The organism is Pseudomonas salomonii, assembly GCF_900107155.1.
Taxonomy (GTDB): Bacteria; Pseudomonadota; Gammaproteobacteria; order Pseudomonadales; family Pseudomonadaceae; genus Aquipseudomonas; species Aquipseudomonas salomonii.
Window position 1 is genome coordinate 277,839 of sequence record NZ_FNOX01000010.1, and the last position, 26,151, is coordinate 303,989.

27 protein-coding genes are annotated in these 26,151 nt (G+C 60.1%); 5 read left to right on the forward strand and 22 right to left on the reverse strand.

From position 1 onward, the window contains the following. Positions 1-65: 65 nt before the first annotated feature. On the reverse strand, positions 66-833 hold the full coding sequence (locus BLV67_RS23135; protein ID WP_069787157.1) for a sulfite exporter TauE/SafE family protein: 768 nt from the start codon (positions 831-833) through the stop codon (positions 66-68). Between the two features lie 99 nt (positions 834-932). On the opposite strand from BLV67_RS23135, the gene BLV67_RS23140 reads away from it, so the two are divergent. The 4 genes from BLV67_RS23140 (at position 933) to leuA (ending at position 6,165) form a co-directional block, all read left to right on the forward strand. Beyond that, the gene (locus BLV67_RS23140) at positions 933-1,823 is read left to right on the forward strand and encodes a LysR family transcriptional regulator (RefSeq protein WP_065930363.1); all 891 of its coding nucleotides are present in this window, start codon (positions 933-935) and stop codon (positions 1,821-1,823) included. A gap of 30 nt (positions 1,824-1,853) precedes the next feature. Next, a complete protein-coding gene (xseA, locus tag BLV67_RS23145) occupies positions 1,854-3,233 on the forward strand; it encodes an exodeoxyribonuclease VII large subunit (RefSeq protein WP_058422672.1) in 1,380 nt (459 codons plus the stop codon). Positions 3,234-3,236: 3 nt separating this feature from the next. Continuing rightward, on the forward strand, positions 3,237-4,058 hold the full coding sequence (locus tag BLV67_RS23150) for a peptidoglycan DD-metalloendopeptidase family protein (RefSeq protein WP_065930361.1): 822 nt from the start codon (positions 3,237-3,239) through the stop codon (positions 4,056-4,058). Between the two features lie 427 nt (positions 4,059-4,485). Continuing rightward, positions 4,486-6,165 (forward strand): 2-isopropylmalate synthase, encoded by a 1,680-nt coding sequence (leuA, locus tag BLV67_RS23160; protein ID WP_065930360.1) that lies wholly within the window; start codon positions 4,486-4,488, stop codon positions 6,163-6,165. 165 nt (positions 6,166-6,330) lie between these two features. Here the strand turns inward: leuA and BLV67_RS23165 are convergent, their stop codons facing one another. The 21 genes from BLV67_RS23165 to trmJ all read right to left on the reverse strand — a co-directional run bounded on the left by BLV67_RS23165 (position 6,331) and on the right by trmJ (position 25,175). Beyond that, complete coding sequence (locus tag BLV67_RS23165) at positions 6,331-7,122, reverse strand: amidohydrolase (protein WP_069787159.1); 792 nt, start codon at positions 7,120-7,122, stop codon at positions 6,331-6,333. Then, positions 7,110-8,258 carry a pyridoxal phosphate-dependent aminotransferase gene (locus tag BLV67_RS23170; protein WP_069787160.1) on the reverse strand — a complete coding sequence of 383 codons (1,149 nt, stop codon included), beginning with the start codon at positions 8,256-8,258 and terminating at the stop codon, positions 7,110-7,112. Before BLV67_RS23170 ends, BLV67_RS23165 begins: the two co-directional genes overlap by 13 nt. A gap of 134 nt (positions 8,259-8,392) precedes the next feature. After that, on the reverse strand, positions 8,393-9,862 hold the full coding sequence (gene der, locus BLV67_RS23175; RefSeq protein ID WP_053135513.1) for a ribosome biogenesis GTPase Der: 1,470 nt from the start codon (positions 9,860-9,862) through the stop codon (positions 8,393-8,395). Positions 9,863-9,997: 135 nt separating this feature from the next. Further along, positions 9,998-11,149, reverse strand: coding sequence for an outer membrane protein assembly factor BamB (gene bamB, locus BLV67_RS23180; protein ID WP_056858730.1), 1,152 nt, complete (start codon positions 11,147-11,149; stop codon positions 9,998-10,000). Beyond that, positions 11,142-11,783, reverse strand: coding sequence for a YfgM family protein (locus BLV67_RS23185; RefSeq protein ID WP_065930357.1), 642 nt, complete (start codon positions 11,781-11,783; stop codon positions 11,142-11,144). Before BLV67_RS23185 ends, bamB begins: the two co-directional genes overlap by 8 nt. A 41-nt stretch (positions 11,784-11,824) precedes the next feature. Next, entirely contained in the window at positions 11,825-13,114 is a 1,290-nt protein-coding gene (gene hisS / locus BLV67_RS23190; protein ID WP_060754314.1) for a histidine--tRNA ligase, read from the reverse strand. A 21-nt stretch (positions 13,115-13,135) separates the two neighbouring features. Next, on the reverse strand, positions 13,136-14,245 hold the full coding sequence (gene ispG / locus BLV67_RS23195; RefSeq protein ID WP_056858733.1) for a flavodoxin-dependent (E)-4-hydroxy-3-methylbut-2-enyl-diphosphate synthase: 1,110 nt from the start codon (positions 14,243-14,245) through the stop codon (positions 13,136-13,138). Between the two features lie 2 nt (positions 14,246-14,247). Further along, positions 14,248-15,249 carry a RodZ domain-containing protein gene (locus BLV67_RS23200; RefSeq protein WP_065930356.1) on the reverse strand — a complete coding sequence of 334 codons (1,002 nt, stop codon included), beginning with the start codon at positions 15,247-15,249 and terminating at the stop codon, positions 14,248-14,250. Then, positions 15,249-16,007 carry a type IV pilus biogenesis/stability protein PilW gene (gene pilW, locus BLV67_RS23205; RefSeq protein WP_065930355.1) on the reverse strand — a complete coding sequence of 253 codons (759 nt, stop codon included), beginning with the start codon at positions 16,005-16,007 and terminating at the stop codon, positions 15,249-15,251. Before pilW ends, BLV67_RS23200 begins: the two co-directional genes overlap by 1 nt. Before the next feature lie 12 nt (positions 16,008-16,019). After that, complete coding sequence (gene rlmN, locus BLV67_RS23210; protein WP_017135948.1) at positions 16,020-17,168, reverse strand: dual-specificity RNA methyltransferase RlmN; 1,149 nt, start codon at positions 17,166-17,168, stop codon at positions 16,020-16,022. Positions 17,169-17,197: 29 nt separating this feature from the next. After that, positions 17,198-17,623 (reverse strand): nucleoside-diphosphate kinase, encoded by a 426-nt coding sequence (gene ndk, locus BLV67_RS23215; RefSeq protein WP_003175956.1) that lies wholly within the window; start codon positions 17,621-17,623, stop codon positions 17,198-17,200. Positions 17,624-17,715: 92 nt separating this feature from the next. Further along, complete coding sequence (iscX, locus tag BLV67_RS23220; protein ID WP_017135947.1) at positions 17,716-17,919, reverse strand: Fe-S cluster assembly protein IscX; 204 nt, start codon at positions 17,917-17,919, stop codon at positions 17,716-17,718. A 14-nt stretch (positions 17,920-17,933) separates the two neighbouring features. After that, positions 17,934-18,275, reverse strand: a complete 342-nt coding sequence (gene fdx, locus BLV67_RS23225; RefSeq protein ID WP_015885743.1) for an ISC system 2Fe-2S type ferredoxin — start codon at positions 18,273-18,275, stop codon at positions 17,934-17,936. Between the two features lie 3 nt (positions 18,276-18,278). Continuing rightward, positions 18,279-20,141, reverse strand: a complete 1,863-nt coding sequence (gene hscA / locus BLV67_RS23230; RefSeq protein WP_069787161.1) for a Fe-S protein assembly chaperone HscA — start codon at positions 20,139-20,141, stop codon at positions 18,279-18,281. Positions 20,142-20,192: 51 nt separating this feature from the next. Beyond that, positions 20,193-20,714, reverse strand: coding sequence for a co-chaperone HscB (gene hscB, locus BLV67_RS23235; RefSeq protein WP_069787162.1), 522 nt, complete (start codon positions 20,712-20,714; stop codon positions 20,193-20,195). 8 nt (positions 20,715-20,722) lie between these two features. Further along, complete coding sequence (iscA, locus tag BLV67_RS23240; RefSeq protein ID WP_003209680.1) at positions 20,723-21,046, reverse strand: iron-sulfur cluster assembly protein IscA; 324 nt, start codon at positions 21,044-21,046, stop codon at positions 20,723-20,725. 28 nt (positions 21,047-21,074) lie between these two features. After that, positions 21,075-21,461, reverse strand: a complete 387-nt coding sequence (iscU, locus tag BLV67_RS23245) for a Fe-S cluster assembly scaffold IscU (protein WP_003175965.1) — start codon at positions 21,459-21,461, stop codon at positions 21,075-21,077. A gap of 99 nt (positions 21,462-21,560) precedes the next feature. Beyond that, positions 21,561-22,775: an IscS subfamily cysteine desulfurase gene (locus tag BLV67_RS23250; protein WP_065930352.1), complete on the reverse strand. Its 1,215-nt coding sequence runs from the start codon at positions 22,773-22,775 to the stop codon at positions 21,561-21,563. Positions 22,776-22,825: 50 nt separating this feature from the next. Further along, a complete protein-coding gene (iscR, locus tag BLV67_RS23255) occupies positions 22,826-23,317 on the reverse strand; it encodes a Fe-S cluster assembly transcriptional regulator IscR (protein ID WP_003194020.1) in 492 nt (163 codons plus the stop codon). Positions 23,318-23,616: 299 nt separating this feature from the next. Further along, positions 23,617-24,402 (reverse strand): serine O-acetyltransferase, encoded by a 786-nt coding sequence (gene cysE, locus BLV67_RS23260; protein WP_069787163.1) that lies wholly within the window; start codon positions 24,400-24,402, stop codon positions 23,617-23,619. Positions 24,403-24,404: 2 nt separating this feature from the next. Continuing rightward, positions 24,405-25,175, reverse strand: a complete 771-nt coding sequence (gene trmJ / locus BLV67_RS23265; protein WP_003210307.1) for a tRNA (cytosine(32)/uridine(32)-2'-O)-methyltransferase TrmJ — start codon at positions 25,173-25,175, stop codon at positions 24,405-24,407. A 145-nt stretch (positions 25,176-25,320) separates the two neighbouring features. Between trmJ and suhB the strand changes: the two genes are divergently transcribed. Then, positions 25,321-26,136, forward strand: coding sequence for a type III secretion system regulator SuhB (suhB, locus tag BLV67_RS23270; protein ID WP_003175971.1), 816 nt, complete (start codon positions 25,321-25,323; stop codon positions 26,134-26,136). The last annotated feature ends 15 nt before the right edge of the window (positions 26,137-26,151 follow it).

The following is a 26,151-nucleotide window of genomic DNA, read 5'->3' on the forward strand; positions in this document are numbered from 1 at the left end:
GTGGGAGCTGGCTTGCCTGCGATGAGGCCCTGAAGCCTGGCAGCTTAATCCCTGCCCCACACAGGTCAAGTACTCAAGTAGCGCCCAATCAACGCAATGCCACTGGCCAACACCAACCACGTCACCAAACGCACAAAGGCTTCGCGGGACATGCGCATCGTCAACCTGCGCCCACACCACAGCCCCAGAGCCATCGCCGGCAACAGGCACAACGCCAACAACAGCAGTGGCAAGTCCGCATACACCCCGGCGACCAGAAACAGGCTCAGGCGCACCACTGTGCTGCAACTGATCAACGCACTTTGCGTGGCCCGCGCCGCGTCCTTGGGCAAACGGCTGTTGAGGTAGATCGCATACAAAAAGCCGCCGCTGCCGAACAACGCACCAAACATCCCGCCGACGGTGCCCATGGGAATCGACCAACCTTTGGAAAGCTGAGCGGGCCGCGCCTTCACCGACAAGCTGTAGATTGCATAGGCGCTGATAAACAGCCCCATCAGCAGCAGCAACAGATCCGAATGCAGGTTGAGCAGAAAGATCACCCCCAGCGTGCAACCGATGGCCATGCACGGCAGCAACCGCAGCAGCTCGGGCGTGTTCACGTCTCGCCGCGATTGCAGCAGATTGCCGAAGGCGGCGACAAAATCCAGCAGTACCAGCAGCGGGATGATCTTCGACAGCGGCATAAACACAATCAGGATCGGCCCCGCCACCAGTGCCGTGCCAAAGCCGGCAATGCCGAACACGATGTAGGCCAGCACCACACCCAGGCCGATGACCAGCCAATCGACACCACTGAACGGCCACTGGCTCATCAGCTCAACCGGACCCATGACGTATTCCTTGAAAGAGACAGTCATCACTTTAGCCATCGCCGAGCGTTGCGACTAATATCTTCAAAGCCCTCCACTCATCTCGAAAAGGCATGACGCGTGATATCTACTCGCCAACTGCGCTACTTCGTCGAAATCGCCGACAGCGGCAGCTTCAGCGCCGCCGCCGAGCGTTTGTTCGTGGCGCAATCAGCGCTGAGCCGCCAGATCAAGGAGTTGGAAACCCAACTGCAAACCCCACTGTTCGAACGCACCGCGCGCCAGCCCCGGCTGACGGCGGCGGGCGAAGCCTTTTACCCGAGGGCACGCAACCTGCTGAGCGAGCTGCTCAAGGCCAGCGAGATGGCCACCCAGGTTGGCAATGGTCAGCTTGGCACCCTGCGCCTGAGCCATTCGAGCACTGTGCCGATGAGCGGACCATTGCTGCACGGCATCAGCACCTGGCTGCAGCGTTGCCCCGGCGTATCGATGGATATCGTCAAACTGTCTTCCGAGGCGCAGCTTGAAGAAATTGCCGACGGGCGCCTGGACGTCGGCCTGTTACGTTTACCGGTTCTGCGCCAGCGCGAAGGCGTGCGCGTGGTGCCTTTATATAGCGAACAACTGGTGTTGGCGGTGCCGCCCAACCACCCTCTGGCACGCAGCGATACGCCTGTCGAACTGGCACAGCTCAAGGACGAAGCGTTTATTTCAGTTCCACACCCCCAACGGGGCGGCTTGAGTTATCTGTCAGCCGAACTGTGCATGCGCGCAGGATTTTTCCCCAGGGCCGCGCGAGTGATGTCGCGCAAGACCACGCAATTGCAGCTGATCCAGGCCGGCTTCGGAATTGCCTTGTTACCAAAATCCATGCAGGACATTGCCCCCGCCAACCTGCACTTTTTGCCTCTGGCCGACCCGGACTGCATCAGCACCGTGGCCTTGGCGTGCGCGCAGACGCCGAGTGCGCTGGTGGAGCAATTCTGCCAAACCTTGCGCGAATGCCTATAAACTGCCGCCCATGATTAAAGATCGCTCCTCATGATTAAAGATCCGTTTGCCCGCTTGGGCCTGGACCGCGAAGTCCTGACTGTCAGCCAGCTCAACGGCCGCGCGCGGGTGTTGCTGGAAGACGTGTTCACCAATATCTGGGTCGAAGGCGAGATCTCCAACCTCGCCCGCCCGGCTTCCGGCCATGTGTATTTCACCCTCAAGGACAGCGGCGCCCAAGTGCGTTGCGCGCTGTTTCGCAACAATGCCGCGCGAGTGCGCCAGGCGTTGAAAGACGGTTTGGCGGTGAAAGTGCGCGGCAAGGTCTCGCTGTTTGAGGGCCGTGGCGACTACCAGTTGATCCTTGATACCGTGGAACCTGCCGGCGATGGCGCGCTGCGCTTGGCCTTTGATGCGCTGAAGGAAAAGCTCAGCGCCGAAGGCCTGTTCAGTGCCGAACGGAAAGTGCCGCTGCCGGCGCACCCTCGGCGCATTGGCATCATCAGTTCGCCAACCGGCGCGGTGATTCGCGACATCATCAGCGTGTTCCGCCGTCGTGCGCCGAACGTTGAACTGACACTGATTCCCACCGCCGTGCAGGGTCGCGAAGCGATCCCGCAGATTGTGCGCGCGCTGAAACTGGCTGACGCCCGTGGCTTTGACGCATTGATCCTGGCCCGTGGCGGCGGTTCGCTGGAAGACCTCTGGTGCTTCAACGAAGAAGCCGTAGCCCGTGCGGTAGATGCCTGCGTGACGCCCATCGTCAGTGCGGTCGGCCATGAAACCGATGTGTCGATCTGCGACTTTGTGGCCGACGTACGCGCCCCCACGCCCTCCGCCGCCGCTGAATTGCTCGCGCCAGACGCCAGCCATCTGGTGCGCCAGGTTGAAAACCTGCATCGCCGCCTGGTGATGCTGATGCGCAACCGGCTGAGCCATGATCGCCTGCGTCTGGAAGGCATGGCCCGCCGCCTGCGCCACCCTGGCGAACGTCTGCGCCAGCAGGCCCAGCGTTTGGACGATTTGGACATGCGCCTGCGCCGCGCCTTCGAGCGCAGCCTCAACACACGCCGCGAACGCCTGATCCGCCTGGAAACCCGCCTCGCCGGCCAACATCCCGGCCGTCAACTGGCGTTGCTGCGCCAGCGCCTCGACAGCCTCGCAGAACGCCTGCCCCGCGCCATGCGCGAAGGCCTCAAGGCACGCCGCCTGCAGTTGCAAAGCCAGGTGCAGACCCTGCAGGTGGTCAGCCCGCTGGCCACCCTGGGCCGTGGCTACAGCATCCTGCTGGACGAGCGCGGCCAGGCGATCCGCAACGCCGCGCAAACCCACACCGGCCAGCGCCTCACTGCGCGACTCGGTGAAGGCCAATTGCAGGTGCGGGTGGAAGATAACCACCTGACGCCCGTCACCCTTTCGTTACTGGATTGATTGATGCCACGTTTATTTAGCCTGCTGATGCTGTTATGCCTGACCTTTAACGCCCACGCCGACAGCTACATCACGCGGTTGCTGAACAAGCCGGTGCCGGGTGGCGTGGCGGTGGTCGACCTCGGCACTTCGGTCAGCGCGCCCAAAGCCACCTACCTGAACCGGCCGGTGCTGGTGGTCAAGGAACAAAACAACTGGCTGGCGATTGTCGGGATCCCGTTGACCGTCAAACCCGGCACCGAGCGCATCACCAGCGGCGGGAAGAACTTGCCGTTTGTGGTGGGCTTCAAGAAATACCCCGAACAGCACATCACCTTGAAGAACAAAAGCCAGGTGAACCCGGCCCCGGCGCAACTCAAGCGCATCGAGGGCGAACTGGCCGTTCAGCTCAAGGCTTACCGCAGTTTCAGTCCGAACACACCGAGCAACCTGCTGCTGGACAAACCGGTCAACGGGCCACTGTCGAGCAAGTTCGGCGTGCGCCGTTTCTTTAATGGCGAGGAGCGCAACCCGCATTCGGGCCTGGACTTTGCCGTAGGTGCGGGCACGCCGATCAAGACACCGGCGGCAGGCAAGGTGATCCTCACCGGGAATTACTTCTTCAACGGCAACACTGTGTTCGTCGACCATGGCCAGGGCTTTATCAGCATGTTTTGCCATATGTCGAAGATCGACGTGAAAGTCGGCGACCAACTGGCACGCGGTGCGGTGGTGGGCAAGGTCGGTTCCACAGGCCGTGCGACCGGGCCGCACATGCATTGGAATATCAGCCTTAACGATGCGCGGGTTGACCCGGCGATCTTTATTGGCGCGTTCCAGCCCTGATAAAAATATTCAACCTACCGGCCTCATCGCGGGCAAGCCCGGCTCCCACAGGTGAACGCTATTCCCTGTGGGAGTCGGGCTTGCCCGCGATAGCGCCAGGTCTTCCAGCCCAATTGCGCGCCCGATAACTACTGCGCAATAAAAACAAACCCCCAAATCAATAACCGCCACAAAATATCGAATACCAGCCAAATAGCAGAACTTATCTCAATTTTTTTCGACTGCTTGCCATCTTTCACCCCGGCGGTTAGGGTTGAGCTTATGAAAACCTCTCACACCCTCATTCAGCTCCGCCAGCACCGCAGCCTGTGCCTCGTCAGCGCACGACTGCCAGGCTGAATCGATCTGCCTCGTCCCACGCTTCGTCCCCAATAACAGTTTTACGGCAGGCCGCCTTTTCTCGGCCCCTACTACAAAGGATTTCCCGATGAGCATGCTCAAAGACCCGTCTTCGAAGTACCGCGCGTTCCCGACCATCGACATCCCGGACCGCACCTGGCCGTCGAAGACCATCACCGAAGCGCCGATCTGGTGCAGCTCCGACCTGCGTGATGGCAACCAGTCGCTGATCGAGCCAATGGACGCGGCGAAAAAGCTGCGTTTCTGGAAGACCCTGGTGTCTGTCGGCGTGAAGGAAATCGAAGCCTCGTTCCCGGCCGCGTCGCAAACCGACTTCGACTTCGTGCGCACCCTGATCGAAGACAACCACATCCCCGCGGACACCACCATCCAGGTGTTGACCCAGGGCCGTGAAGACTTGATCGCACGTACGTTCGAATCCCTGCGCGGCGCCAAAAAGGCCATCGTGCACTTGTACAACGCCACGTCGCCGTCATTCCGCCGCATCGTGTTCAACCAGGACAAAGACGGCATCAAGGCCATCGCGGTCAACGCGGCCAAGCTGTTCGTCAAGTATGCCGCCCAGCAGCCGGAAACCCAGTGGACTTTCGAGTACTCCCCGGAGACCTTCAGCGCCACGGAGCTGGAGTTCGCCAAGGAAGTCTGTGACGCAGTGATCGAGGTGTGGAACCCGACGCCAGAGCACAAGATGATCCTTAACCTGCCGGCCACCGTTGAGTGCGCGACACCCAACATCTATGCCGACCAGATCGAGTGGTTCGGCCGCCATATCAACCGTCGTGACAGCGTGATCATCAGCCTGCACACCCACAACGACCGCGGCACCGGCGTGGCCGCCACCGAGCTGGGCCTGATGGCCGGCGCCGACCGTGTCGAAGGTTGCCTGTTCGGCAACGGCGAGCGTACCGGTAACGTCGATCTCGTGACCGTAGCCTTGAACATGTACACCCAGGGCCTCGACCCACAGCTGGACTTTTCCGATATCGACGGCGTGCGCAAAGTCGTCGAGGAGTGCAACCAGATCCAGGTGCACCCACGTCACCCGTACGTCGGCGACCTGGTGCACACCGCGTTCTCCGGCTCCCACCAGGACGCAATCCGCAAAGGCTTTACCCAGCAGAAAGCCGACGCGCTGTGGGAAGTGCCGTACTTGCCGATCGACCCGGCGGACATCGGCCGCAGCTACGAGGCGGTGATCCGCGTAAACAGCCAGTCGGGCAAAGGCGGCATCGCCTACCTGCTGGAGCAGGAATACGACATCAGCTTGCCACGCCGCATGCAGATCGAGTTCAGCCAAGTGGTACAGGCCGAAACCGACCGTGTGGGCCTGGAAATGACTGCACCGCAGATCTACGCCTTGTTGCAGCGTGAATACCTGCAAGCCAACACCCCGTACGCGCTGGTCAGTCATCGCCTGCAGGAAGAAAACGGCAACAGCACCGTGGAAGTGGAAGTCTCGGGCAAGGGCCAGGGCGAAACCAACCTGCGCTGGAACGGCAAGGGCTACGGCACCCTGGAAGCGCTGGTTGCGGCGCTGCCGATCAAAGTTGAAATCATGGACTACAACGAACACGCGATCGGTGCCGGCACCAATGCCAAGGCAGCGGCTTACATCGAGCTGCGCGTGAACGGCGAACGCCCAGTGCATGGCGTGGGGATCGATGAAAACATCACCACTGCGAGCTTTAAGGCAGTATTCAGTGCGCTGAACCGCTCGTTGAGCCAGCTGGAAGCGAAGGCGGCGTAAGCACTGTCGCGGTCATGCAAAAGGCCCCTGGGTGAGAATCCAGGGGCCTGATCGTTCCCACGCTCTGCGTGGGAATGCCTGCGCTGACGCTCTGCGTCACAACTCTGAAAGCGGACGCAGAGCGTCCGGGGCTGCATTCCCACGCGGAGCGTGGGAACGATCTGGTCAGGTGAATTCGAACCTATCGGCATCCAGATTTGCCGGAAACTTGGTGCGATAAGCCGCCAACTCCGCCGCATTCAGGCACACCTGAAACACCCCGTCCGCCTCCCCCGCACTCAGCAAGGTCTCACCCTGAAAATCCAGCACCTGGCTGTCTCCGGTGTAGGCAAAGCCTTTGCCATCGGTACCCACCCGATTCACAGCCGCCACGTAACACAGGTTCTCGATAGCCCGCGCCGGCAGCAGGCGGTTCCAGTGCTGACGCCGCGCGCCCGGCCAGTTCGCGGTGTACAGCAGCAGGTCGGTGTCCTGGGCATCACGGCTCCACACCGGGAAGCGCAGGTCGTAGCAAATCAACGGGCGAATGCGCCAGCCCTTCAATTCGAACTGCACCTGGCGCTCGCCGGGCGTGTAATGGTCGTGCTCGCCCGCCATACGGAACAGGTGACGCTTGTCGTAGTGCCGCACTTCACCGTCCGGGCGCGCCCACAGCAGGCGGTTCCGGTGGCTGCCGTCGGCCGCCTGGATGATCACGCTGCCGGTGATCACTGCGTTGTACTTGGCCGCCTGGGCTTGCAGCCAGTGATGAGTCGGGCCATGTTCCGGCTCGGCGAGGGTTTGTGATTCCATCGAGAAACCGGTGGTGAACATTTCCGGCAGCACAATCAGGTCGGCGCCGTTGGCCTGCTCCAGCAACAGTTCGAAATGTTCGAGGTTGGCCTGACGGTCATGCCACACCAGGCTGGTCTGGACCAAGGCAATATTCAGGTCGGGTAATGCAGTCAAATCACGCATAGTTTCTCCGCCGCGTGTTGCAGCGTCTCCTCGCGTTTGGCAAAGCACAGGCGCACCAGGCGCTGGCCTTGGGGCGGGCTCTGATAGAACACCGAGACGGGGATGGTCGCCACGCCGTGTTCGCGGGTCATCCACAGTGACATGGCGACGTCATCCAGGTCCGGGCGAATCTGCGAGTAATCCACCAGTTGGAAGTAAGTGCCGGCCACCCGGGTAAAGCTGAAACGCGACGGCGCCAGCAGGTCGCAGAACAGGTCGCGCTTGGCCTGATAAAAGGCCGGCAATTGCTCGACGTGTTCCGGGTGTTCGGCCATGAAGTCAGCCAAAGCGAACTGCAAAGGGGTCACGCCGCAAAAGTTGACATATTGATGCACCTTGCGCAGCTCGGCGGTCAGGGCCGGCGGTGCGACCACGTAGCCGGTTTTCCAGCCGGTGACGTGGTAGGTCTTGCCGAAGGAGCTGACCACGAACGCGCGCTGATACAACTCTTCATGGGCCAGCACGCTGACATGGGGCACGCCATCGAACACCAGGTGTTCGTAGACCTCATCGCTGATCAGGTAGATATCGCGGTCGCGGATCAGCTCGGCCAACTGGTCCAGCTCGGCCCGGCTGATCAGGGCACCGGTGGGGTTGTGTGGCGAGTTGAGGATGATCATGCGCGTGCGCGGTGAGAGCGCGGCCTTGATCTTGTCGAAGTCGAGCGCGAAGCCTTGCAGGCTCAATTGCACATGCACGCAACGGCCACCGGCCAGCTCGACCGACGGCTCGTAGCTGTCGTAGCTGGGGTCGAACACGATGACTTCATCGCCGTTGCGGATGACCGCCTGGATCGCGCAGAAGATCGCCTCGGTCGCGCCTGGGGTGATGGTCACTTCGCTGTCGACATCCACTGTGGCGCCATAACTGCGGGCGATCTTGGCCGCCACTTGTTGGCGCAACACGGGCAGGCCGGTCATCGGGGCGTATTGGTTATGGCCAAGGGCGATATGCTTGCCCACGGCATCGAGCAACTCTTGAGGGCCATTAAAATCGGGAAAGCCCTGGGACAGGTTAAGCGCCCCGGTTTCGGCAGCGAGTTGCGACATGGTGGTGAAAATAGTGGTGCCGACATTCGGCAGCTTGCTGGTGATCATCGGAGGCCCCTGCAGGTGAGGCCCAAGTTTTAAGCTGCCCCAAGCATCGGGTCAAGGCACAAACCACCGCGCACAAAAAAGGGCTCCAAAGGAGCCCTCTCTTGCGGCGTGTCGCTCACAACTCAAAGCGGCGCTTATTTCTTGTCGCGGCGCTTCTTGTCGGCCTTCTTGTGGTGAGTCATCAAACGACGCTTCTTGTTCACCTGACGGTCAGTCAGTGTGTTCTTGTTGCCTTCATATGGGTTCTCGCCACCCTTGAACTCGATACGGATCGGCGTACCGACCAGTTTCAAGACACGGCGGTAGGTGTTTTCCAGGTAACGCACATAGGACTTGGGCACCTTCTCGATCTGGTTACCGTGAATCACGATAATCGGCGGGTTGGCACCGCCCAAGTGGGCGTAACGCAGTTTGATCCGGCGGTTGTTGACCATCGGCGGCGCATGCTCGCCAACCGCGTCTTCCAGGATCTGGGTGAGGCGGTTGGTCGGCCAGCGGGTAACCGCGGACTTGAACGAGTTTTGTACGGACGCGTAGAGGTTGCCCACGCCGGTGCCGTGCAGTGCCGAGATAAAGTGGATATCGGCGAACTCAACGAAGAACAGCCGACGCTGCAGCTCGATCTTGACGAAATCGCGCTCGCTCGGCGTCATGCCGTCCCACTTGTTGATCGCGATGACCAGGGCACGACCGGCTTCCAGGGCAAAGCCCAGCAAGTTGAGGTCGTGGTCCACCACGCCTTCGCGGGCGTCCATCACGAAGATCACCACGTTGGCGTCTTTGATCGCCTGCAGGGTTTTGACCACCGAGAACTTTTCAACTTCCTCGTGGATCTTGCCGCGCTTGCGCACACCGGCGGTGTCGATCAGCGTGTACTTCTCGTCGTTACGTTCGAACGGGATGTAGATACTGTCGCGGGTAGTACCCGGCTGGTCATACACGATGACCCGGTCTTCACCGAGCATGCGGTTAACCAGGGTCGACTTGCCGACGTTCGGACGGCCGATGATGGCGATCTTGATACCGTCTTTTTCGCTTGGGCCAGGAATGCGCTTGGCTTCCTCACCTTCGGCAACGATCTCTTCCTCGCCCTCTTCTTCCTCAGCGTCATCCTTGGGGAAGTCGCGCAGGGCGATTTCCAGCATCTGGGTGATGCCGCGACCGTGGGCACCCGCGACCGGGATCGCATCGCCCAGGCCCATCGGGCTGAATTCGGCACGGGCCGCCTCAGGATCGATGTTGTCGATCTTGTTGGCGACCAGATAGGAACGCTTGTTGCGCTTGCGCAGGTGCTCGCCAATCATCTGGTCGGCAGCGGTGTAGCCCGCACGGGCGTCCACCAGGAACAACACGACATCGGCTTCTTCGATCGCGAGCAGCGACTGCTCGGCCATCTTTTCGTCCATGCCATGCTCGTCACCGGAGATACCACCGGTGTCGACAATAATGTAGGAACGCCCTTGCCACTTTGCCTCACCGTATTGGCGATCACGGGTCAGACCGGACAAGTCGCCAACGATGGCGTCACGAGTCCTGGTCAGGCGGTTGAACAAGGTGGACTTGCCGACGTTAGGTCGGCCCACCAGGGCGATTACGGGAACCATGCGGCTCTCCACTTCGTTATTTCAGAAAATACAAAAGCCGCTGCAAGGCAGCGGCTGGTGCTCGGGGCAGCATAGTCAAATGCCGCATGCCCCGCCGAAGCGGGGCCGCCTGGGTTTTACCCCAAGCATAGTTGCTTACTTGATGGTCAGGGCTTCCAGCTTGCCGCTGTTGCCAAACACGTAAAGCATGTTACCCACAACCAGCGGACGCGCACGCAGACCATCGCTGTCGATACGCTCGCGGCCGACAAAACGACCGTCTACCTGGCTCAGCAGGTGCAGGTAACCTTCGAAGTCACCTACCGCTACGTAGCTGGAGAACACTTCCGGTGCCGACAACTGACGGCGAGCCAGGGAGTCGTTGCTCCACAGTGCAGTAGTGGAGCGCTCGTCGACACTTTCAACGGTGCCGGAAGCAAGGCTTACGTAGACGCTGCCAAACCCTTGGGCGACACCGGCGTAGCTGGAAGCATCACGCTGCCAGTTGATGCGGCCGCTTTGCAGGTCCAGCGCCGCAACGCGGCCCTGGTAGGTGGCCACGTAAATGGTTTCACCCGACAGCAGCAGGCCACCGTCGATGTCCACTACGCGGTCCAGTTCGGAGCGACCTTGCGGGATAGCCACACGGGTTTCCCAGGCCGGCACGCCGTTCTGGGTGTCCAGGGCGACCACTTTACCGGTCGACAGGCCAGCAACGGCCAGGTTGTTGGTCACAATCGGACCACTGGTACCGCGCAGGGTCAACACCGCCGGGGTGCTGTCGTACAACCAGCGCTGGTTGCCGGTGGCGGCATCCAGACCGATTACACGGTCATCCTGGGTCTGCACCACGACCACGTCGCCGTTGGTAGCCGGCGCTGCGAGCACTTCACTGGTCACGCGAGCGCGCCATTTCTCTTCACCCGTTGCCGAGTCCAGAGCCACCACGTCGCCTTTGAGCGTACCGATCAGCACCATGCCGTAGCCGACACCCACACCACCGGAAACCGGCAGTTCGAGGTCTTTCTTCCACTTCACGTCGCCATTCATGCGATCCATGGCCATGACAACGCCCGTGGAGTCAGTGGCCACGATGTTGTCGCCGTCGATCGACGGCTGCAACAGGTTGTACAGGTCGCCCTGGCCATCACCGACGGAGCGGCTCCACTGTTTTTGCAGGACCACTTCTTCCTTGAAGCTGGTCAGCTCGGCAGGAGGCAGTTCTTTTTTACTGTTGCTGCTGCAACCCGCGGCCAGAACGGCCAGAGCCAGCAATGCTGCATGTTTCCAACGGATCACGTCACGCATCCCCTTTGGCCAAGTCGTCCAGCTTGATTTGTAAGCCACCGACCGCCGCTTCATCAGACAGCGCCGCCTTGGCTTTTTGGTACGCAGCATGGGCTTCGTCGGTACGACCCAATTGGACCAACAGGTCGCCCTTGAGCTCTTCACGAGTGGCCACAAATGCCTTGTCAGCATCGCCGTCGAGCAGTTTGAGTGCTTCGTCGGCCTTGTTCTGTGCCGCCAATACCTGAGCCAGGCGCTGACGTGCGATTTCACCCAGGGTCGGGTTGGTCGGCTTGTCGGCGATAGCCTTCAGCTCAGTGGCTGCGTCATCCAGCTTGCCGGTGTCGACCGCGACTTTCGCGACGAACAGGCTGCCGTACTGGGCGTAGGTGCTACCGCCAAATTCGTTTTTCAGCTTGCCGGCCAGGTCCGCCACTTGAGCTGGATCAGGCTTGCCGTCCGGCGTCAGTGTGGTTTCCAGCAATTGCTGATAGAGGACCGAGGCGCCTTGAGACTGGTTGGCCTGATATTTGTGCCAGGCTTGCCAGCCGAACACCACCACTAAAGCCAGCAGACCGCCAGTAACCAGGGGCTTGCCGTTACGCTGCCACCAGTCCTTGAACTCGGCCATTTGCTCATCATCAGTACTCGACACCCCAATACTCCTTAATCGCTAAATTCGGCTGTTCGACAGCTTCAACCCTGCACGACGCAGGTGGCCAAGTGCGCGGCGAGCGCATCAAAGGCAATGTTCTGTTGCTCGCCCTGGCCACGCAGGGGTTTGAAACCTATCACTTGCTGGGCCAATTCGTCATCGCCGAGGATCAGCGCATACAGCGCGCCGCTCTTGTCGGCCTTCTTGAACTGGCTCTTGAAGCTGCCGGCGCCGGCATTGATCTGCAGGCGCAGGTTCGGCAGTTGGTCGCGCACTTTTTCGCTCAGGGCCAGGGCTGCCAGTTCGGCGGCCTCGCCAAAGGCGCAAAGGTACACGTCCACCTGACGGGAGATTTCTTCCGGAATTTGCTCCAGGGTTTCCAGCAGCAGGATCAGCCGCTCGATGCCCATGGCGAAACCTACGCCCGTGGTCGGCTTGCCGCCCATTTGCTCAACCAGGCCGTCGTAGCGACCACCGGCACACACGGTGCCCTGGGCGCCGAGTTTGTCGGTGACCCACTCGAACACGGTCTTGCTGTAGTAGTCGAGACCACGCACCAGCTTGGGGTTGATCACGTAAGGAATACCGGCCGCATCCAGGCGAGCCTTGAGCCCCTCGAAATGCGTGCGGGATTCGTCGTCCAGGTAGTCGGCCATTTTCGGCGCGTCGACCAGTACGGCCTGGGTGTCGGCGTTTTTGGTATCGAGAACGCGCAGCGGGTTGGTTTTCAGACGACGTTGGCTGTCTTCGTCCAGCTTGTCCAGGTGGGCGGACAGGTACTCGACCAGGGCTTCGCGATAGCGGCCCCGGGACTCACTGGTGCCCAGGCTGTTGAGTTCAAGCTTGACCGCATCGCGGATGCCCAGTTGGCCCCACAGGCGCCAGGTCAATACGATCAGCTCGGCATCGATGTCCGGACCGTCCAGGTTGAAGACTTCGCAACCGATCTGGTGGAACTGGCGATAGCGGCCTTTCTGTGGGCGCTCGTGGCGGAACATCGGGCCGATGTACCAGAGCTTCTGGGTCTGGCCACCACCGGTGATGCCATGCTCCAGTACCGCGCGCACGCACGCAGCGGTGCCTTCCGGACGCAGGGTCAGGGAGTCGCCGTTGCGATCTTCAAAGGTGTACATCTCTTTTTCGACGATGTCGGTTACTTCACCGATGGAGCGCTTGAACAGCTCGGTGAACTCGACGATCGGCATGCGGATCTGCTTGTAACCGTAGTTATCCAGCAGGCGCGCGACCGTGCTCTCGAAGTAGCGCCACAGCGGCGTCTGCTCCGGCAGGATGTCGTTCATGCCACGAATGGCTTGCAGAGACTTGCTCACATCTAATCCTTAAATTCGTTCTTAGCCGCGCGCGATCAGCGCTGCGTCAGCCGCAACCTTTTCAGCTGCTTTCTCGCGGATCAGCTTTTCCAGATGATCCACGAGATTCTCATTCGTCAGTTTCTGCGACGGCTTGCCGTCGATGTAAATCAGGTTCGGTGTACCGCCAGTCAGGCCCACATGGGCTTCCTTGGCTTCACCCGGCCCATTGACCACACACCCGATCACCGCCACATCCAGCGGCACCAGCAGGTCTTCGAGGCGCAACTCCAGGTCGTTCATGGTTTTCACCACGTCGAAGTTCTGCCGCGAGCAGCTCGGGCAGGCAATGAAGTTGATGCCACGGGAACGCAACCGCAGGGATTTGAGAATGTCGTAGCCGACTTTCACTTCCTCTACGGGGTCTGCCGCCAGGGAGATGCGGATAGTATCGCCAATCCCTTCGGCGAGCAGCATACCGAGACCCACCGCAGATTTCACTGTGCCTGAGCGTAAACCGCCCGCTTCAGTGATACCCAGGTGCAGCGGCTGCACGATTTCCTTGGCCAGGAGGCGGTAGGCTTCTACCGCCATGAACACGTCGGAGGCCTTTACGCTGACCTTGAAGTCCTGGAAATTCAGGCGTTCAAGGTGTTCAACGTGGCGCAATGCCGACTCAACCAGCGCGGCCGGGGTCGGTTCTCCGTACTTTTTCTGCAGGTCTTTTTCCAGGGAACCGGCGTTGACGCCGATGCGGATGGGAATGCCGCGATCACGTGCCGCATCAACCACCGCGCGCACACGGTCTTCGCGACCGATATTGCCCGGGTTGATGCGCAGGCAGTCCACACCCAGCTCGGCCACACGCAGCGCGATCTTGTAGTCGAAGTGAATGTCGGCGACCAGCGGTACCTTGACCAGTTGCTTGATGCGGCCAAAGGCTTCGGCAGCGTCCATGTCCGGCACGGAAACCCGCACGATGTCTACACCGGCGGCTTCCAGACGGTTGATCTGGGCGACAGTTGCGGCCACATCATTGGTGTCGCTGTTGGTCATGCTCTGCACTGCGATAGGGGCATCGCCACCTACCGGCACCGAGCCGACCCAGATCTTGCGCGATACGCGACGTTTGATTGGAGATTCGCCGTGCATGACTATTGTCCCAACTTGAGGCGAGCGGTCTCGCCACTGGTGAACGGCGCCACGTCCACAGGCTGGCCGTTGTAGGCCACTTGGGCGCCACGGGCAAAGCCCAGACGCAGCGTCAAAGGAGGCTTGCCGCCTTGGTCAAGTGTATCTCCCTTACGCTTCAGACCGCTAAACAGCACTTTGCCATTGCCATCGGTAACTTGCGTCCAGCAGTCAGCGATGAAGGTAATCTGGATATGCCCGTCACCGGCGATCAACGCCGGGGTGGTGGGAGGCGAAATCGCAGCCGGGGCCGGGGCCACTGGTGCGCTGGTCGCTGGGGCCTGCGTCGGAGCAGCCGGAGCAGCTGGCGTATGCGCTTGGGCAACCGGGGCAGCCGGTACGGTTGGAGCCGGCACAGCAGCGGTGGCTGCAGGTGCAGTGCCCGCTTCCGGAGTCGGTTGCTCGGTGGTAGCCGGCACTTGCGAGGCGGCCTGCCCTTGGGCAACCGCCTGGTCTTCCGGCTCATCGAGCGGGTGAATCTGGGTGGTGCCGTCGGCGCTTTCGACTTCGACGTGCTCCATGGCGTTGCTGGTCAGGTCCTTGGTGCGCTGGGAGGCCTGGTCTTGCCACCACACGAAACCGCCACCGACCACGGCAATCAGCAGCAACAGGCTGACAATCCGCAAAATCGTGTGGGAAACCCGTACCGGCTCTTCGATGCGGCCCAGACCATGCACGTTGCTGCCCTGGGAGTCGGTACCGGTGAACTGGTCGAATTCCTGGACCAATACAGTCTGGTCGATGCCCAGCAATTTGGCGTAGGCGCGGATATAGCCGCGGGCGAAGGTATGCCCAGGCAGCTTGTCGAACGCGCCGGCTTCCAGGTTGCCCAGGGACGTGGCGGTCAAATTGAGCTTGAGGGCCACTTCTGCCAGCGACCAACCATTGCTTTCGCGGGCCTGACGCAAGGTCTCGCCTGGGTTTACGCGATTAGCTGCTACAACTTCCGGGTGCGCCGCTTTCATCATTGCTCCGACAGGTATTGCTGATATTCCGGCGTACCGGGATAGAGTCGTTCGAGTTGCTGGCCAAACTGTGCAGCCGTGTCGCGTTCTTCATGAACCGTCGCCAGGCGCACACCGAGCAATAGACTACGTGCATTTTGCCCGCTGAGCAGGCTAAAACGCTCGTAAAAGTCACGTGCCGGCACATAATGCCTGTCTTCGTAAGACAACTCAGCCATTTCGAGCAACGCCCGTGGCTGGCGACTGTTCAGGTGCAGGGCTTTTTCCAGTTGCTGGCGGGCGCTGTCGCGCTGGCCCAGGCGTATCGAGGTCACCCCAAGGTTCTCGAATACGCGTGAACGCTCAGGATAAAGGCTATCGGCGCTGGCTTGCTGGAAATAACGGGACGCCTGCTCATAACGTTGCTGCGCAAACAGGAAGCTGCCGTAGTTATTCAGCAGCCGAGGGTCGGCAGGACGTGCGGCCAGGGCCTTGTGAAAATACGCCTCGGCCAGTTCGGGCTCAGCCTGAGCCTGGAACACCAGGGCCAGTGCGGCATTGGCATCGGCATCATCGCCGTCCAGTTGCAGCGCCTTTTTCAACGGCACCTTGGCCTGCTCGCTCATACCCTGGCGCAGATAACCCAAGCCCAATTGCACATAGGCAATTCGCGCCTCGTCACGGCCTTTGCCGGTTTGCATGGGGCTGTCCTGGCCCGATGAAACACAACCGGCCATCAGACCGGTAAAAAGCAACAGCAGCGCGAGGCGCAAGGGCATAGAGGTCCTCTCTCAGATTCGATTCACAGCAATTTGCGGCAAATCTTCGGCGGCGTTAAGTTCGCGCACGGCGATATAACGCTCACTGCGGCGGGTGCGATCCATCACTTGCCCGACCAGTTGGCCACAGGCGGCGTCGATGTCTTCACCACGGGTGGTGCGCACAGTAACGTTGTAGCCGGCCTGGTGCAGTTGATCCTGGAAACGGCGGATGGCGTTGTTGCTCGGCCGCTCGTAGCCAGAATGGGGAAACGGGTTAAACGGAATCAGGTTGATCTTGCACGGGGTGTTCTTGAGCAGCTCGATCATCTCGACCGCATGCTCAACCTTGTCGTTGATGTCCTTGAGCATGGTGTACTCAATGGTCAACACACGCTTTTCGCCCAAGGTCGCCATGTAGCGCTGGCAAGATTCGAGCAGCATCTTAAGCGGATACTTCTTGTTGATTGGCACCAATTGGTTACGCAATGCGTCATTCGGTGCGTGCAACGACAGCGCCAGGGAAACGTCGATGTGCTTGGCCAGCTCATCGATCATCGGCACCACGCCGGAGGTCGACAGGGTCACACGGCGCTTGGAAATGCCGTAACCCAGGTCGTCCATCATCAAATGCATGGCGGCAACGACGTTGTCGAAGTTCAGCAGCGGCTCACCCATGCCCATCATCACCACGTTGGTGATGGCACGGTCGACGGTTGCCGGGACGCTGCCAAAGGATTTGTTGGCAATCCACACCTGGCCGATAACTTCGGCGGCAGTGAGGTTGCTATTGAAGCCTTGCTTGCCGGTGGAGCAGAAACTGCAATCCAGGGCACAGCCTGCCTGGGACGAAACGCACAAAGTGCCGCGCTTGCCCTGGGGAATGTAGACGGTCTCGACGCAGCTGCCGGACGCCACGCGCACCACCCACTTACGGGTGCCGTCGGTGGAGATGTCCTCGCTGACAACCTCGGGACCACGGACCTCGGCAATGGCCTTGAGCTTGTCGCGCAGGGCCTTGCTGACGTTCGTCATGGCGTCGAAATCGTCGACACCAAAGTGGTGAATCCACTTCATTACCTGACCGGCACGGAAACGCTTCTCCCCGATTGAGTCGAAGAATTTTTCCATTTCCTGTTGAGTCAGACCCAGCAGGTTGGTTTTAACAGTCGATGTAGTCATGGATTCACCCTCACTCTTTAAGCCGATGCTTAGCGAGCGGTTACTTCAGTAGCAGCGAAAAAGTACGAGATTTCGCGAGCAGCAGCGGCTTCGGAGTCCGAGCCGTGAACAGCGTTGGCGTCGATGGACTCAGCGAAGTCAGCACGGATGGTGCCGGCAGCAGCTTCTTTAGGGTTGGTAGCGCCCATCAGCTCACGGTTCAGAGCGATAGCGTTTTCGCCTTCCAGAACCTGAACAACAACAGGGCCGGAGATCATGAAGGCAACCAGGTCGCCGAAGAAGCCACGAGCGCTGTGCTCAGCGTAGAAGCCTTCAGCTTCAGCTTTGGACAGTTGCTTGAGTTTCGAAGCTACAACCTTCAGGCCGGCTTTTTCGAAACGAGTGGTGATCTCGCCGATGACGTTTTTTGCAACAGCGTCAGGCTTGATGATGGAGAAAGTACGTTGAACAGCCATGGTGTAACTCCAGAAACGGTAATTTACGAAAAATTAAACCCGCGAATTATACGCGGGTTATTGGGTATTGCCTAACTGCGTAAAAAGTCGGCTCAGTCGTCTGCTTCTTCGATCCACAGACCCTGAATCGCCTCCAGGACCTTTTCGCCACCCCGGTCAGGGATGTCGTCGAATTCCGGCAGTGCCATTACGAGGTCGCGCAACTTGACGAAGTTCACGGTAAGAGGATTGACCTCAGGATGAGCTTCCGCAAGTTGTATAGCGATTTCTTGTACATCAACCCATTTCAGGCTCATGACATTTCCTTGAATCAATGCGGCGCTTCGGCCGCATGGTTGAGGGAATATTTCGGAATTTCGACAGTGATGTCTTCCGTGCCGACCTTTGCCTGACAGCTTAGGCGAGAAGTCGCCTCCAGGCCCCAGGCGCGATCCAGAAAGTCCTCTTCCAGCTCGTCCGCTTCTTCGAGAGAGTTGAAACCCTCGCGAATTACGCAGTGGCAGGTCGTGCAGGCGCAGACACCGCCGCAGGCGCTTTCGATCTCGATATGGTTGTCATGGGCAACTTCGAGGATGGACTTGCCGGTCTCAGCCTCCACAACCATACCGTCCGGGCAATGCTCGGCGTGTGGCAGAAAAATGACCTGCGGCATTAATTATTCCTCGATTTCATTCAGGTTGCGCCCGGCCAGTGCGGCTTTCACCGTCTGATCCATGCGGCGGGCGGCAAAGGCATCAGTCACTTGCGACAGGCGCTTGGTCTGCTGCTCGATGGCGTAACCATCGTTGCCTTTCATCAATTCGGCCAATTCCTGCATTTGCAGGTCGATAACCATGCGCTCTTCAGCATCCAACAGACGCTCGCCGTCGGCTTCCAGGGCGCCCTGCACGGCTTCGAGCAGGCGCTGGGCATCGACTTGCTGCTCGCGCAGCACGCGGGCGACCTTGTCGTCACCGGCATATTGGAACGAATCCTTGAGCATCTTGGCGATTTCGCCGTCGGTGAGGCCGTAGGACGGCTTGACCTGAATGCTGGCTTCAACGCCCGAGGCCAATTCACGTGCTGCCACGCTGAGCAGGCCATCGGCGTCGACCTGGAAGGTCACGCGAATTTTCGCCGCACCGGCCACCATCGCCGGGATGCCGCGCAGTTCAAAGCGCGCCAGGGAGCGGCAGTCGCTGATCAGTTCGCGCTCGCCTTGCAGCACATGAATCATCATGGCCGTCTGGCCGTCTTTGTACGTGGTGAAATCCTGGGCGCGTGCGACGGGGATGGTGGTGTTGCGTGGAATCACCTTCTCCATCAGGCCGCCCATGGTTTCCAGCCCCAGGGACAGCGGGATCACGTCGAGCAGCAGCAGTTCGCCACCATCGCGTTTATTACCGGCCAGGGTGTCGGCCTGGATAGCGGCGCCGATGGCGACTACTTGATCCGGGTCGATTTCCGTCAGTGGCTGACGGCCAAACGCTTCGGCAACCGCTTCGCGAACACGTGGGACGCGCGTCGATCCGCCGACCATGACCACAGCGGCCACGTCTTCCAGCTCGATGCCGGAATCACGTACAGCCCGACGGCACGCCTTGAGGCTGCGAGCGACCATCGGTTCGATCAACCCATCAAAGGCTTCGCGAGTCAGTTGAGCGGACCAGCTGCCGTAGGAAACTTCAACAGAATCAGCGTCAGTCAGTGCTTCCTTGGCCGCGCAGGCGGTTTGCAGCAGATTACGCTGCGCGCCAGGGTCCAGGTCAGCCGACAAGCCGGCGCTGGTGATGATCCAGCCGGCAATGGCATGGTCAAAGTCATCGCCACCCAGGGCGCTGTCGCCACCGGTAGCCAGCACTTCAAACACACCGCCGGTCAGGCGCAGGATCGAAATATCAAAGGTGCCGCCGCCCAGGTCATAAATTGCCACGAGGCCTTCAGCGTGCTGATCCAGTCCATAGGCCACCGCCGCTGCGGTCGGCTCATTGAGCAAGCGCAACACGTTCAGACCCGCCAGCTTCGCGGCGTCCTTCGTGGCTTGACGCTGTGCGTCGTCGAAATAGGCAGGAACGGTGATCACTGCGCCGACCAGTTCGCCGCCCAGGGTATTTTCTGCGCGCTGACGCAGCACCTTGAGGATATCCGCCGACACTTCCACCGGGCTTTTCGGGCCCTGGACGGTGTCGATGAACGGCATATGGGATTCGCCGCCAACGAAGCGGTACGGCAGCTGGTCGCCCAATTGCTTGACGTCGGACAGACCGCGGCCCATCAAGCGTTTAACCGACAGCACGGTATTCAACGGGTCACTGGACGCCGCCAACTTGGCCGACTCACCGACTTCAGTGCGATCAGCGTGATAACGCACAGCGGAGGGCAGGATCACCTGGCCATTAGCGTCGGGCAACGGCTCGGACAGGCCGCTGCGCAAGGCAGCAACCAGGGAATTGGTGGTGCCCAGGTCAATCCCGACCGCCAGGCGACGCTGGTGCGGTTGAGGGCTTTGGCCGGGTTCGGCGATTTGCAGTAGGGCCATGGTAATCAGGTCTTATCTGTCTATCAGGCGTGCATCACGGGCAGCACTGGGTTAATCGTCGAGGCGCTCTTCTAGCTGGCGCACTTCGTAGGTGAGCTTGTCGAGGAACTGCATGCGCCGCATCAGGCGTTCGGCCTGTTCACGTTGCGCTGCATCATCCCAACAGGCTGCGAAGCTTTCGTTGAGCTCATCCTGGGCCGTTTTCAGACGACGCTTGAAGACCGCGACACCGGCTATATCAGCCTCGTCCTGCAAGTCTTCGAGTTCTTCGCGCCACTGCATCTGCTGCATCAGGAAGTCCGGATCGTGCACCGTGACTTCGATCGGCAACTCACCACCGTTCAACGCGAGCAGGTAGCGCGCGCGTTTGGGCGGGTTTTTCAGCGTCTGATAGGCTTCGTTGAGGCTGGCCGATTGCTCCAGCGCCAGGCGCTGCTCACGCTCGGAAGCGTCAGCAAAGCGGTCCGGATGCACCGCACGCGCCAACTCTCGGTAGCGCGTGGCAAGCTGCTCAAGGTCCAGCCGAAAGCTCGGCTGCAGCTCGAATAAAGCGAAATGACAAGGATTACCCACGAATAGCCTCAGATGTTGAAGCTTTCGCCGCAGCCACATTCACCGCGCACGTTGGGGTTGTTGAACTTGAAGCCTTCGTTCAACCCTTCCTTGACGAAATCGAGCTCGGTGCCGTCAAGGTAAGTCAGGCTTTTAGGGTCGATGATCACCTTCTCGCCGTGACTTTCGAACACCTGGTCTTCCTCAACCACCTCGTCGACAAACTCCAGCACGTAGGCAAGGCCGGAACAGCCCGTGGTGCGAACACCCAGACGAATCCCCTCACCTTTACCGCGCCCATTCAGGGAGCGGCGAATGTGCTGCGCAGCCGCTTCTGTCATGCTGATAGCCATCGTTGACTCCTTACTCGTCGCCAAATGCTTAGATCAAGCCTTTCTTCTGCTTGTAGTCGCGAACGGCCGCCTTGATGGCGTCTTCTGCGAGTACGGAGCAGTGAATTTTCACCGGCGGCAGCGCCAGTTCTTCGGCCAGCTGGGTGTTGCTGATGGTGACAGCCTCATCCAGGGTCTTGCCTTTCATCCACTCGGTAGCGAGGGAGCTGGAGGCAATGGCGGAACCGCAGCCGTAAGTCTTGAACTTGGCGTCTTCGATAACGCCAGCGTCGTTGACCTTGATCTGCAGGCGCATCACATCGCCGCACGCCGGAGCGCCGACCATGCCGGTGCCGACATCAGGGTCTTCCGCGTTCATCTTGCCGACGTTGCGCGGGTTTTCGTAGTGGTCGATGACCTTTTCGCTGTAAGCCATGGTACTGAATCCTCACTCATCAGGGCCGCTCTGGAACCCTGTAAAAACGCCTGCGTTTTCCGCCACGTTCTTACAGAGCTTGGGTGGCGGCTTCTATATTTAGTGTGCCGCCCACTCGATCTTGGAGATATCGACACCGTCTTTGTACATGTCCCACAGCGGCGACAGAACGCGCAGCTTGTTGACGGCTTCGCAGACTTTCTGCGCGGCGTAGTCGATTTGCTCTTCGGTGGTGAAGCGGCCGAAGGTAAAGCGGATCGAGCTGTGTGCCAGTTCGTCGTTGCGGCCCAGGGCGCGCAGAACGTACGAAGGCTCAAGGGACGCCGAGGTGCAGGCCGAACCGGACGAAACCGCCAGGTCCTTGAGCGCCATGATCAGCGACTCGCCTTCGACGTAGTTGAAGCTCAAGTTCAGGTTGTGCGGTACACGGGCGGTCATGCTGCCATTGATGTACAGCTCTTCAAGGTTCTCGACCTGCTTGTAGAAGCGATCGCTCAGGGCCTTGATACGAATGTTTTCGGCAGCCATGTCTTCCTTGGCTACACGGAAGGCTTCGCCCATGCCGACGATCTGGTGAGTGGCCAGGGTGCCCGAACGCATGCCGCGCTCGTGACCGCCGCCGTGCATGGTCGCTTCGATGCGCACGCGGGGTTTGCGGCTCACGTACAACGCGCCGATGCCTTTAGGGCCGTAGGTCTTGTGGGCAGAGAACGACATCAGGTCGACTTTCAGCTTGGACAGGTCGATATCGACCTTGCCGGTGGACTGAGCAGCGTCGACGTGCAGCAGAATGCCTTTGGAGCGCGTCAGCTCGCCAATGGCTGCGATGTCGTTGATGGTGCCGATTTCGTTGTTCACGTGGATCACGGAAACCAGGATGGTGTCTTCACGCAGGGCCGCTTCGATCATGGCCGGGGTGACGATACCGTCGGTGGTTGGCTCAAGGTAGGTGACCTCGAAACCTTCACGCTCCAGTTGGCGCATGGTGTCGAGGACAGCCTTGTGCTCAATCTTGGTGGTGATCAGGTGCTTGCCTTTGGTCGCGTAGAAATGCGCCGCGCCCTTGATTGCCAGGTTGTCGGACTCGGTAGCGCCGGAGGTCCAGACGATTTCCCGTGGGTCGGCGCCCACCAGGTCGGCGACCTGGCGACGAGCGTTCTCGACCGCTTCCTCGGCTTTCCAGCCGAATACGTGGGAACGGGAGGCTGGGTTGCCGAAGTTTCCGTCAACCAGCAGGCACTCGCTCATCTTTTGCGCGACACGCGGATCAACCGGGGTGGTCGCTGAGTAATCAAGGTAAATCGGCAATTTCATGGACTTTCTCCTAAATCAGGCTGGCTGGCGTGCCGTTAGCTCTTCGGCTGTCACTCGACGGCGGACGCTTCAATCTTGTCCAGACGCGGCGCCTTGGTGTTGCAACGGCGCTGGTCCTGACGCTGGGCTACTTCTTGTACCTCACGGCGAGTCACAAGATCAGCCAAGCTGATACCACTCAAAAACTCATGGATCTGCAGGCTCAAGTCACACCACAAGTGGTGCGTCAGGCAGGTGTCGCCGGCGTGGCAGTCACCCAAACCCTGGCATTTGGTGGCATCGACGGATTCGTTCACCGCGTCGATCACCTGAGCTACCTGGATGCCCTGCATATCGCGGGACAACTGATAGCCGCCACCCGGCCCACGCACACTGGAAACCAAGTTGCTGCGGCGCAATTTGGCGAACAGTTGCTCGAGATAGGACAGGGAAATGCCTTGGCGCTCGGAGATATCGGCCAGGGACACCGGCCCAGTTTGCGCGTGCAAGGCCAGGTCAAGCATGGCGGTCACCGCGTATCGGCCTTTTGTAGTCAGTCTCATGGACAAGTACCAAGGTGTTTCAGAATGGGGGCAAGTATGCGATTCCCGAGTATTTAAGTCAACTATAAGACCTAGTACTTTAGTCAGGATTACCCGTAAAAAGGGCGCGCGAATAATAGCAGGGTGGGGTGGGGACGAACAGCGGGAACCGGGCCACGACTCAATCTCAAGACCCATGGAGGCCAAATGTGGGAGCTGGCTTGCGTGCGACAGCGATGGGTCAGCACCCTCTAAGTGAGCTGGCAGACCGCTATCGCAGGCAAGCCAGCTCCCACAGGAGGTTTTATCGAGCTTAAGATTTAGCCAGCCTTGGTGGTGCCAGCTTCAACCTTGATCTCGGCGAAGTCTTCTTCGCGCAGCTCAGGCAGGTCTTTCGCGCAGTAGCTGCTGCCCAGCTCCTTCAATGCGCCGCACATACCGTCCAGCTTGCCATCCACGGCCTGCAGGTGGTCGAGCAACTGGCCAATGGCACGCGCCACCGGGTCGGGCATGTCTTCGCTGACGCCGTAGGCATCAAATCCGATCTTCTCGGCCATGGCTTTACGCTTGGCCTCCTGCTCGTCGCCGACCTGCGGCTTAATGATGATCCGGCCAGGAATGCCCACCACCGTCGCGCCAGGCGGCACGGCCTTGGTCACCACCGCATTGGAGCCCACCTTGGCACCGGCGCCGACGGTGAACGGTCCAAGCACCTTGGCGCCCGCCCCTACCACGACGCCATCGCCCAGTGTCGGGTGACGCTTGCCTTTATTCCAGGTCGTGCCGCCCAGGGTCACGCCCTGATACAGCGTCACGTCATCACCGATTTCGGCGGTTTCGCCAATCACGATGCCCATGCCATGGTCGATAAAGAAGCGACGACCGACCTTGGCGCCTGGGTGAATCTCGATTCCGGTCAACCAGCGCCCAAAGTTCGACACCAGCCGCGCCAGCCATTTCCAGCCCATGCCCCACAAAACTCCGGACAGGCGGTGAATCCAGATCGCATGCATGCCCGGGTAGCAGGTCAGCACTTCAAAGGCGTTGCGCGCCGCCGGGTCACGGTGGAAAACACTCTGGATATCTTCTCGCAAACGCTCGAACATTTTTAATCCTTCCGCTTAAGAAGCTCACCACGGGCCGCTTTCTGGGTTTCCGTGAGGATGCCACGCAATATGTTCATTTCTGCCCGACTGACCGAGCTACGGCCGTACAAGCGACGCAGGCGTGCCATCAAGTGCCGGGGCTTTTCCGGGTCGAGGAATTCGATGGCGACCAGGGTTTGCTCCAGGTGCTCATAGAATCGCTCCAATTCGTCCATGGTGGCCAACTCGCCACTCTTGGTCGATGCGACTTCATCCTTCTCGACCTTGCTCGGCTGGCCTTCAGCAGCCAACCAGGCCATGCGCACTTCGTAACTCAACACCTGCACCGCTGCCCCGAGGTTCAGCGAGCTGAACTCAGGGTCTGATGGAATGTGCACGTGGTAATGACATCGCTGCAGCTCTTCGTTGGTCAGGCCGGAATCTTCACGACCAAACACCAAGGCGATTTCTGCACCACCAGCGGCCTCTTCTACCACCTTGGTGCCGCACTCACGCGGGTCCAGCAATGGCCAGGGGATTCGACGGTCGCGGGCGCTGGTGCCGAGCACCAGGTTGCAGCCGACCAAGGCGTCTTCCAAGGTGGCGACGACCTGGGCTTTTTCAAGGATGTCATTGGCGCCGGATGCACGGGCATCGGCTTCGTGGTGCGGGAACACACGCGGCTCGACCAGCACCAGGCGCGTCAGCCCCATGTTTTTCATGGCTCGCGCCACCCCGCCGATGTTGCCGGGATGACTGGTATTGACGAGGACGACACGGATGTTTTGCAGCAAGGGAGGCGCTCTCGGACACAGGAAAGGGGAGCAAATCTTACAGAACAGCCTAAGGTTATGCCATGAAAGCTAACGTCGCCCTTCACCTGAAGAAAGTTTCTGCTAGAATGCCCGGCTTTCTTTAACAACCTTAGGTGACACATCCATGCAGCCCATGCTGAATATCGCGCTGCGCGCCGCCCGCAGCGCCAGTGAATTGATCTTCCGCTCCATCGAGCGCCTGGATACCATCAAGGTCGACGAAAAAGACGCCAAGGATTATGTATCCGAGGTGGATCGCGCCGCTGAGCAAAAAATCATCGACGCGCTGCGCAAGGCCTACCCTACCCACGGCATCCTCGGTGAAGAAACCGGCTTGCACAAAGGCAGCGGCGAAGGCGAAGACTACCTGTGGATCATCGACCCACTGGACGGCACCACCAACTTCCTGCGCGGCATCCCACACTTTGCAGTCAGCATCGCCTGCAAATACCGTGGCCGCCTGGAACACGCCGTCGTACTCGACCCGGTTCGCCAGGAAGAATTCACCGCCAGCCGTGGCCGTGGCGCCCAACTGAACGGTCGTCGCCTGCGCGTCAGCGGCCGTACCAGCCTGGACGGCGCCCTGCTGGGCACTGGCTTCCCGTTCCGTGACGACCAGATGGACAACCTGGAAAACTACCTGGGCATGTTCCGCGCCCTGGTTGGCCAGACCGCCGGCATCCGCCGCGCCGGTGCTGCCAGCCTGGACCTGGCGTACGTTGCCGCCGGTCGTTTTGATGCGTTCTGGGAGTCGGGTCTGTCCGAGTGGGACATGGCTGCAGGCGCCCTGCTGATCCAGGAAGCTGGCGGCCTGGTGAGCGACTTCACCGGTGGTCACGATTTCCTGGAGAAAGGCCACGTAGTTGCCGGCAACACCAAATGCTTCAAGGCAGTACTGACGGCGATCCAGCCGCACCTGCCGGCTTCGCTGAAGCGTTAAGCGAGCGAGCACAAA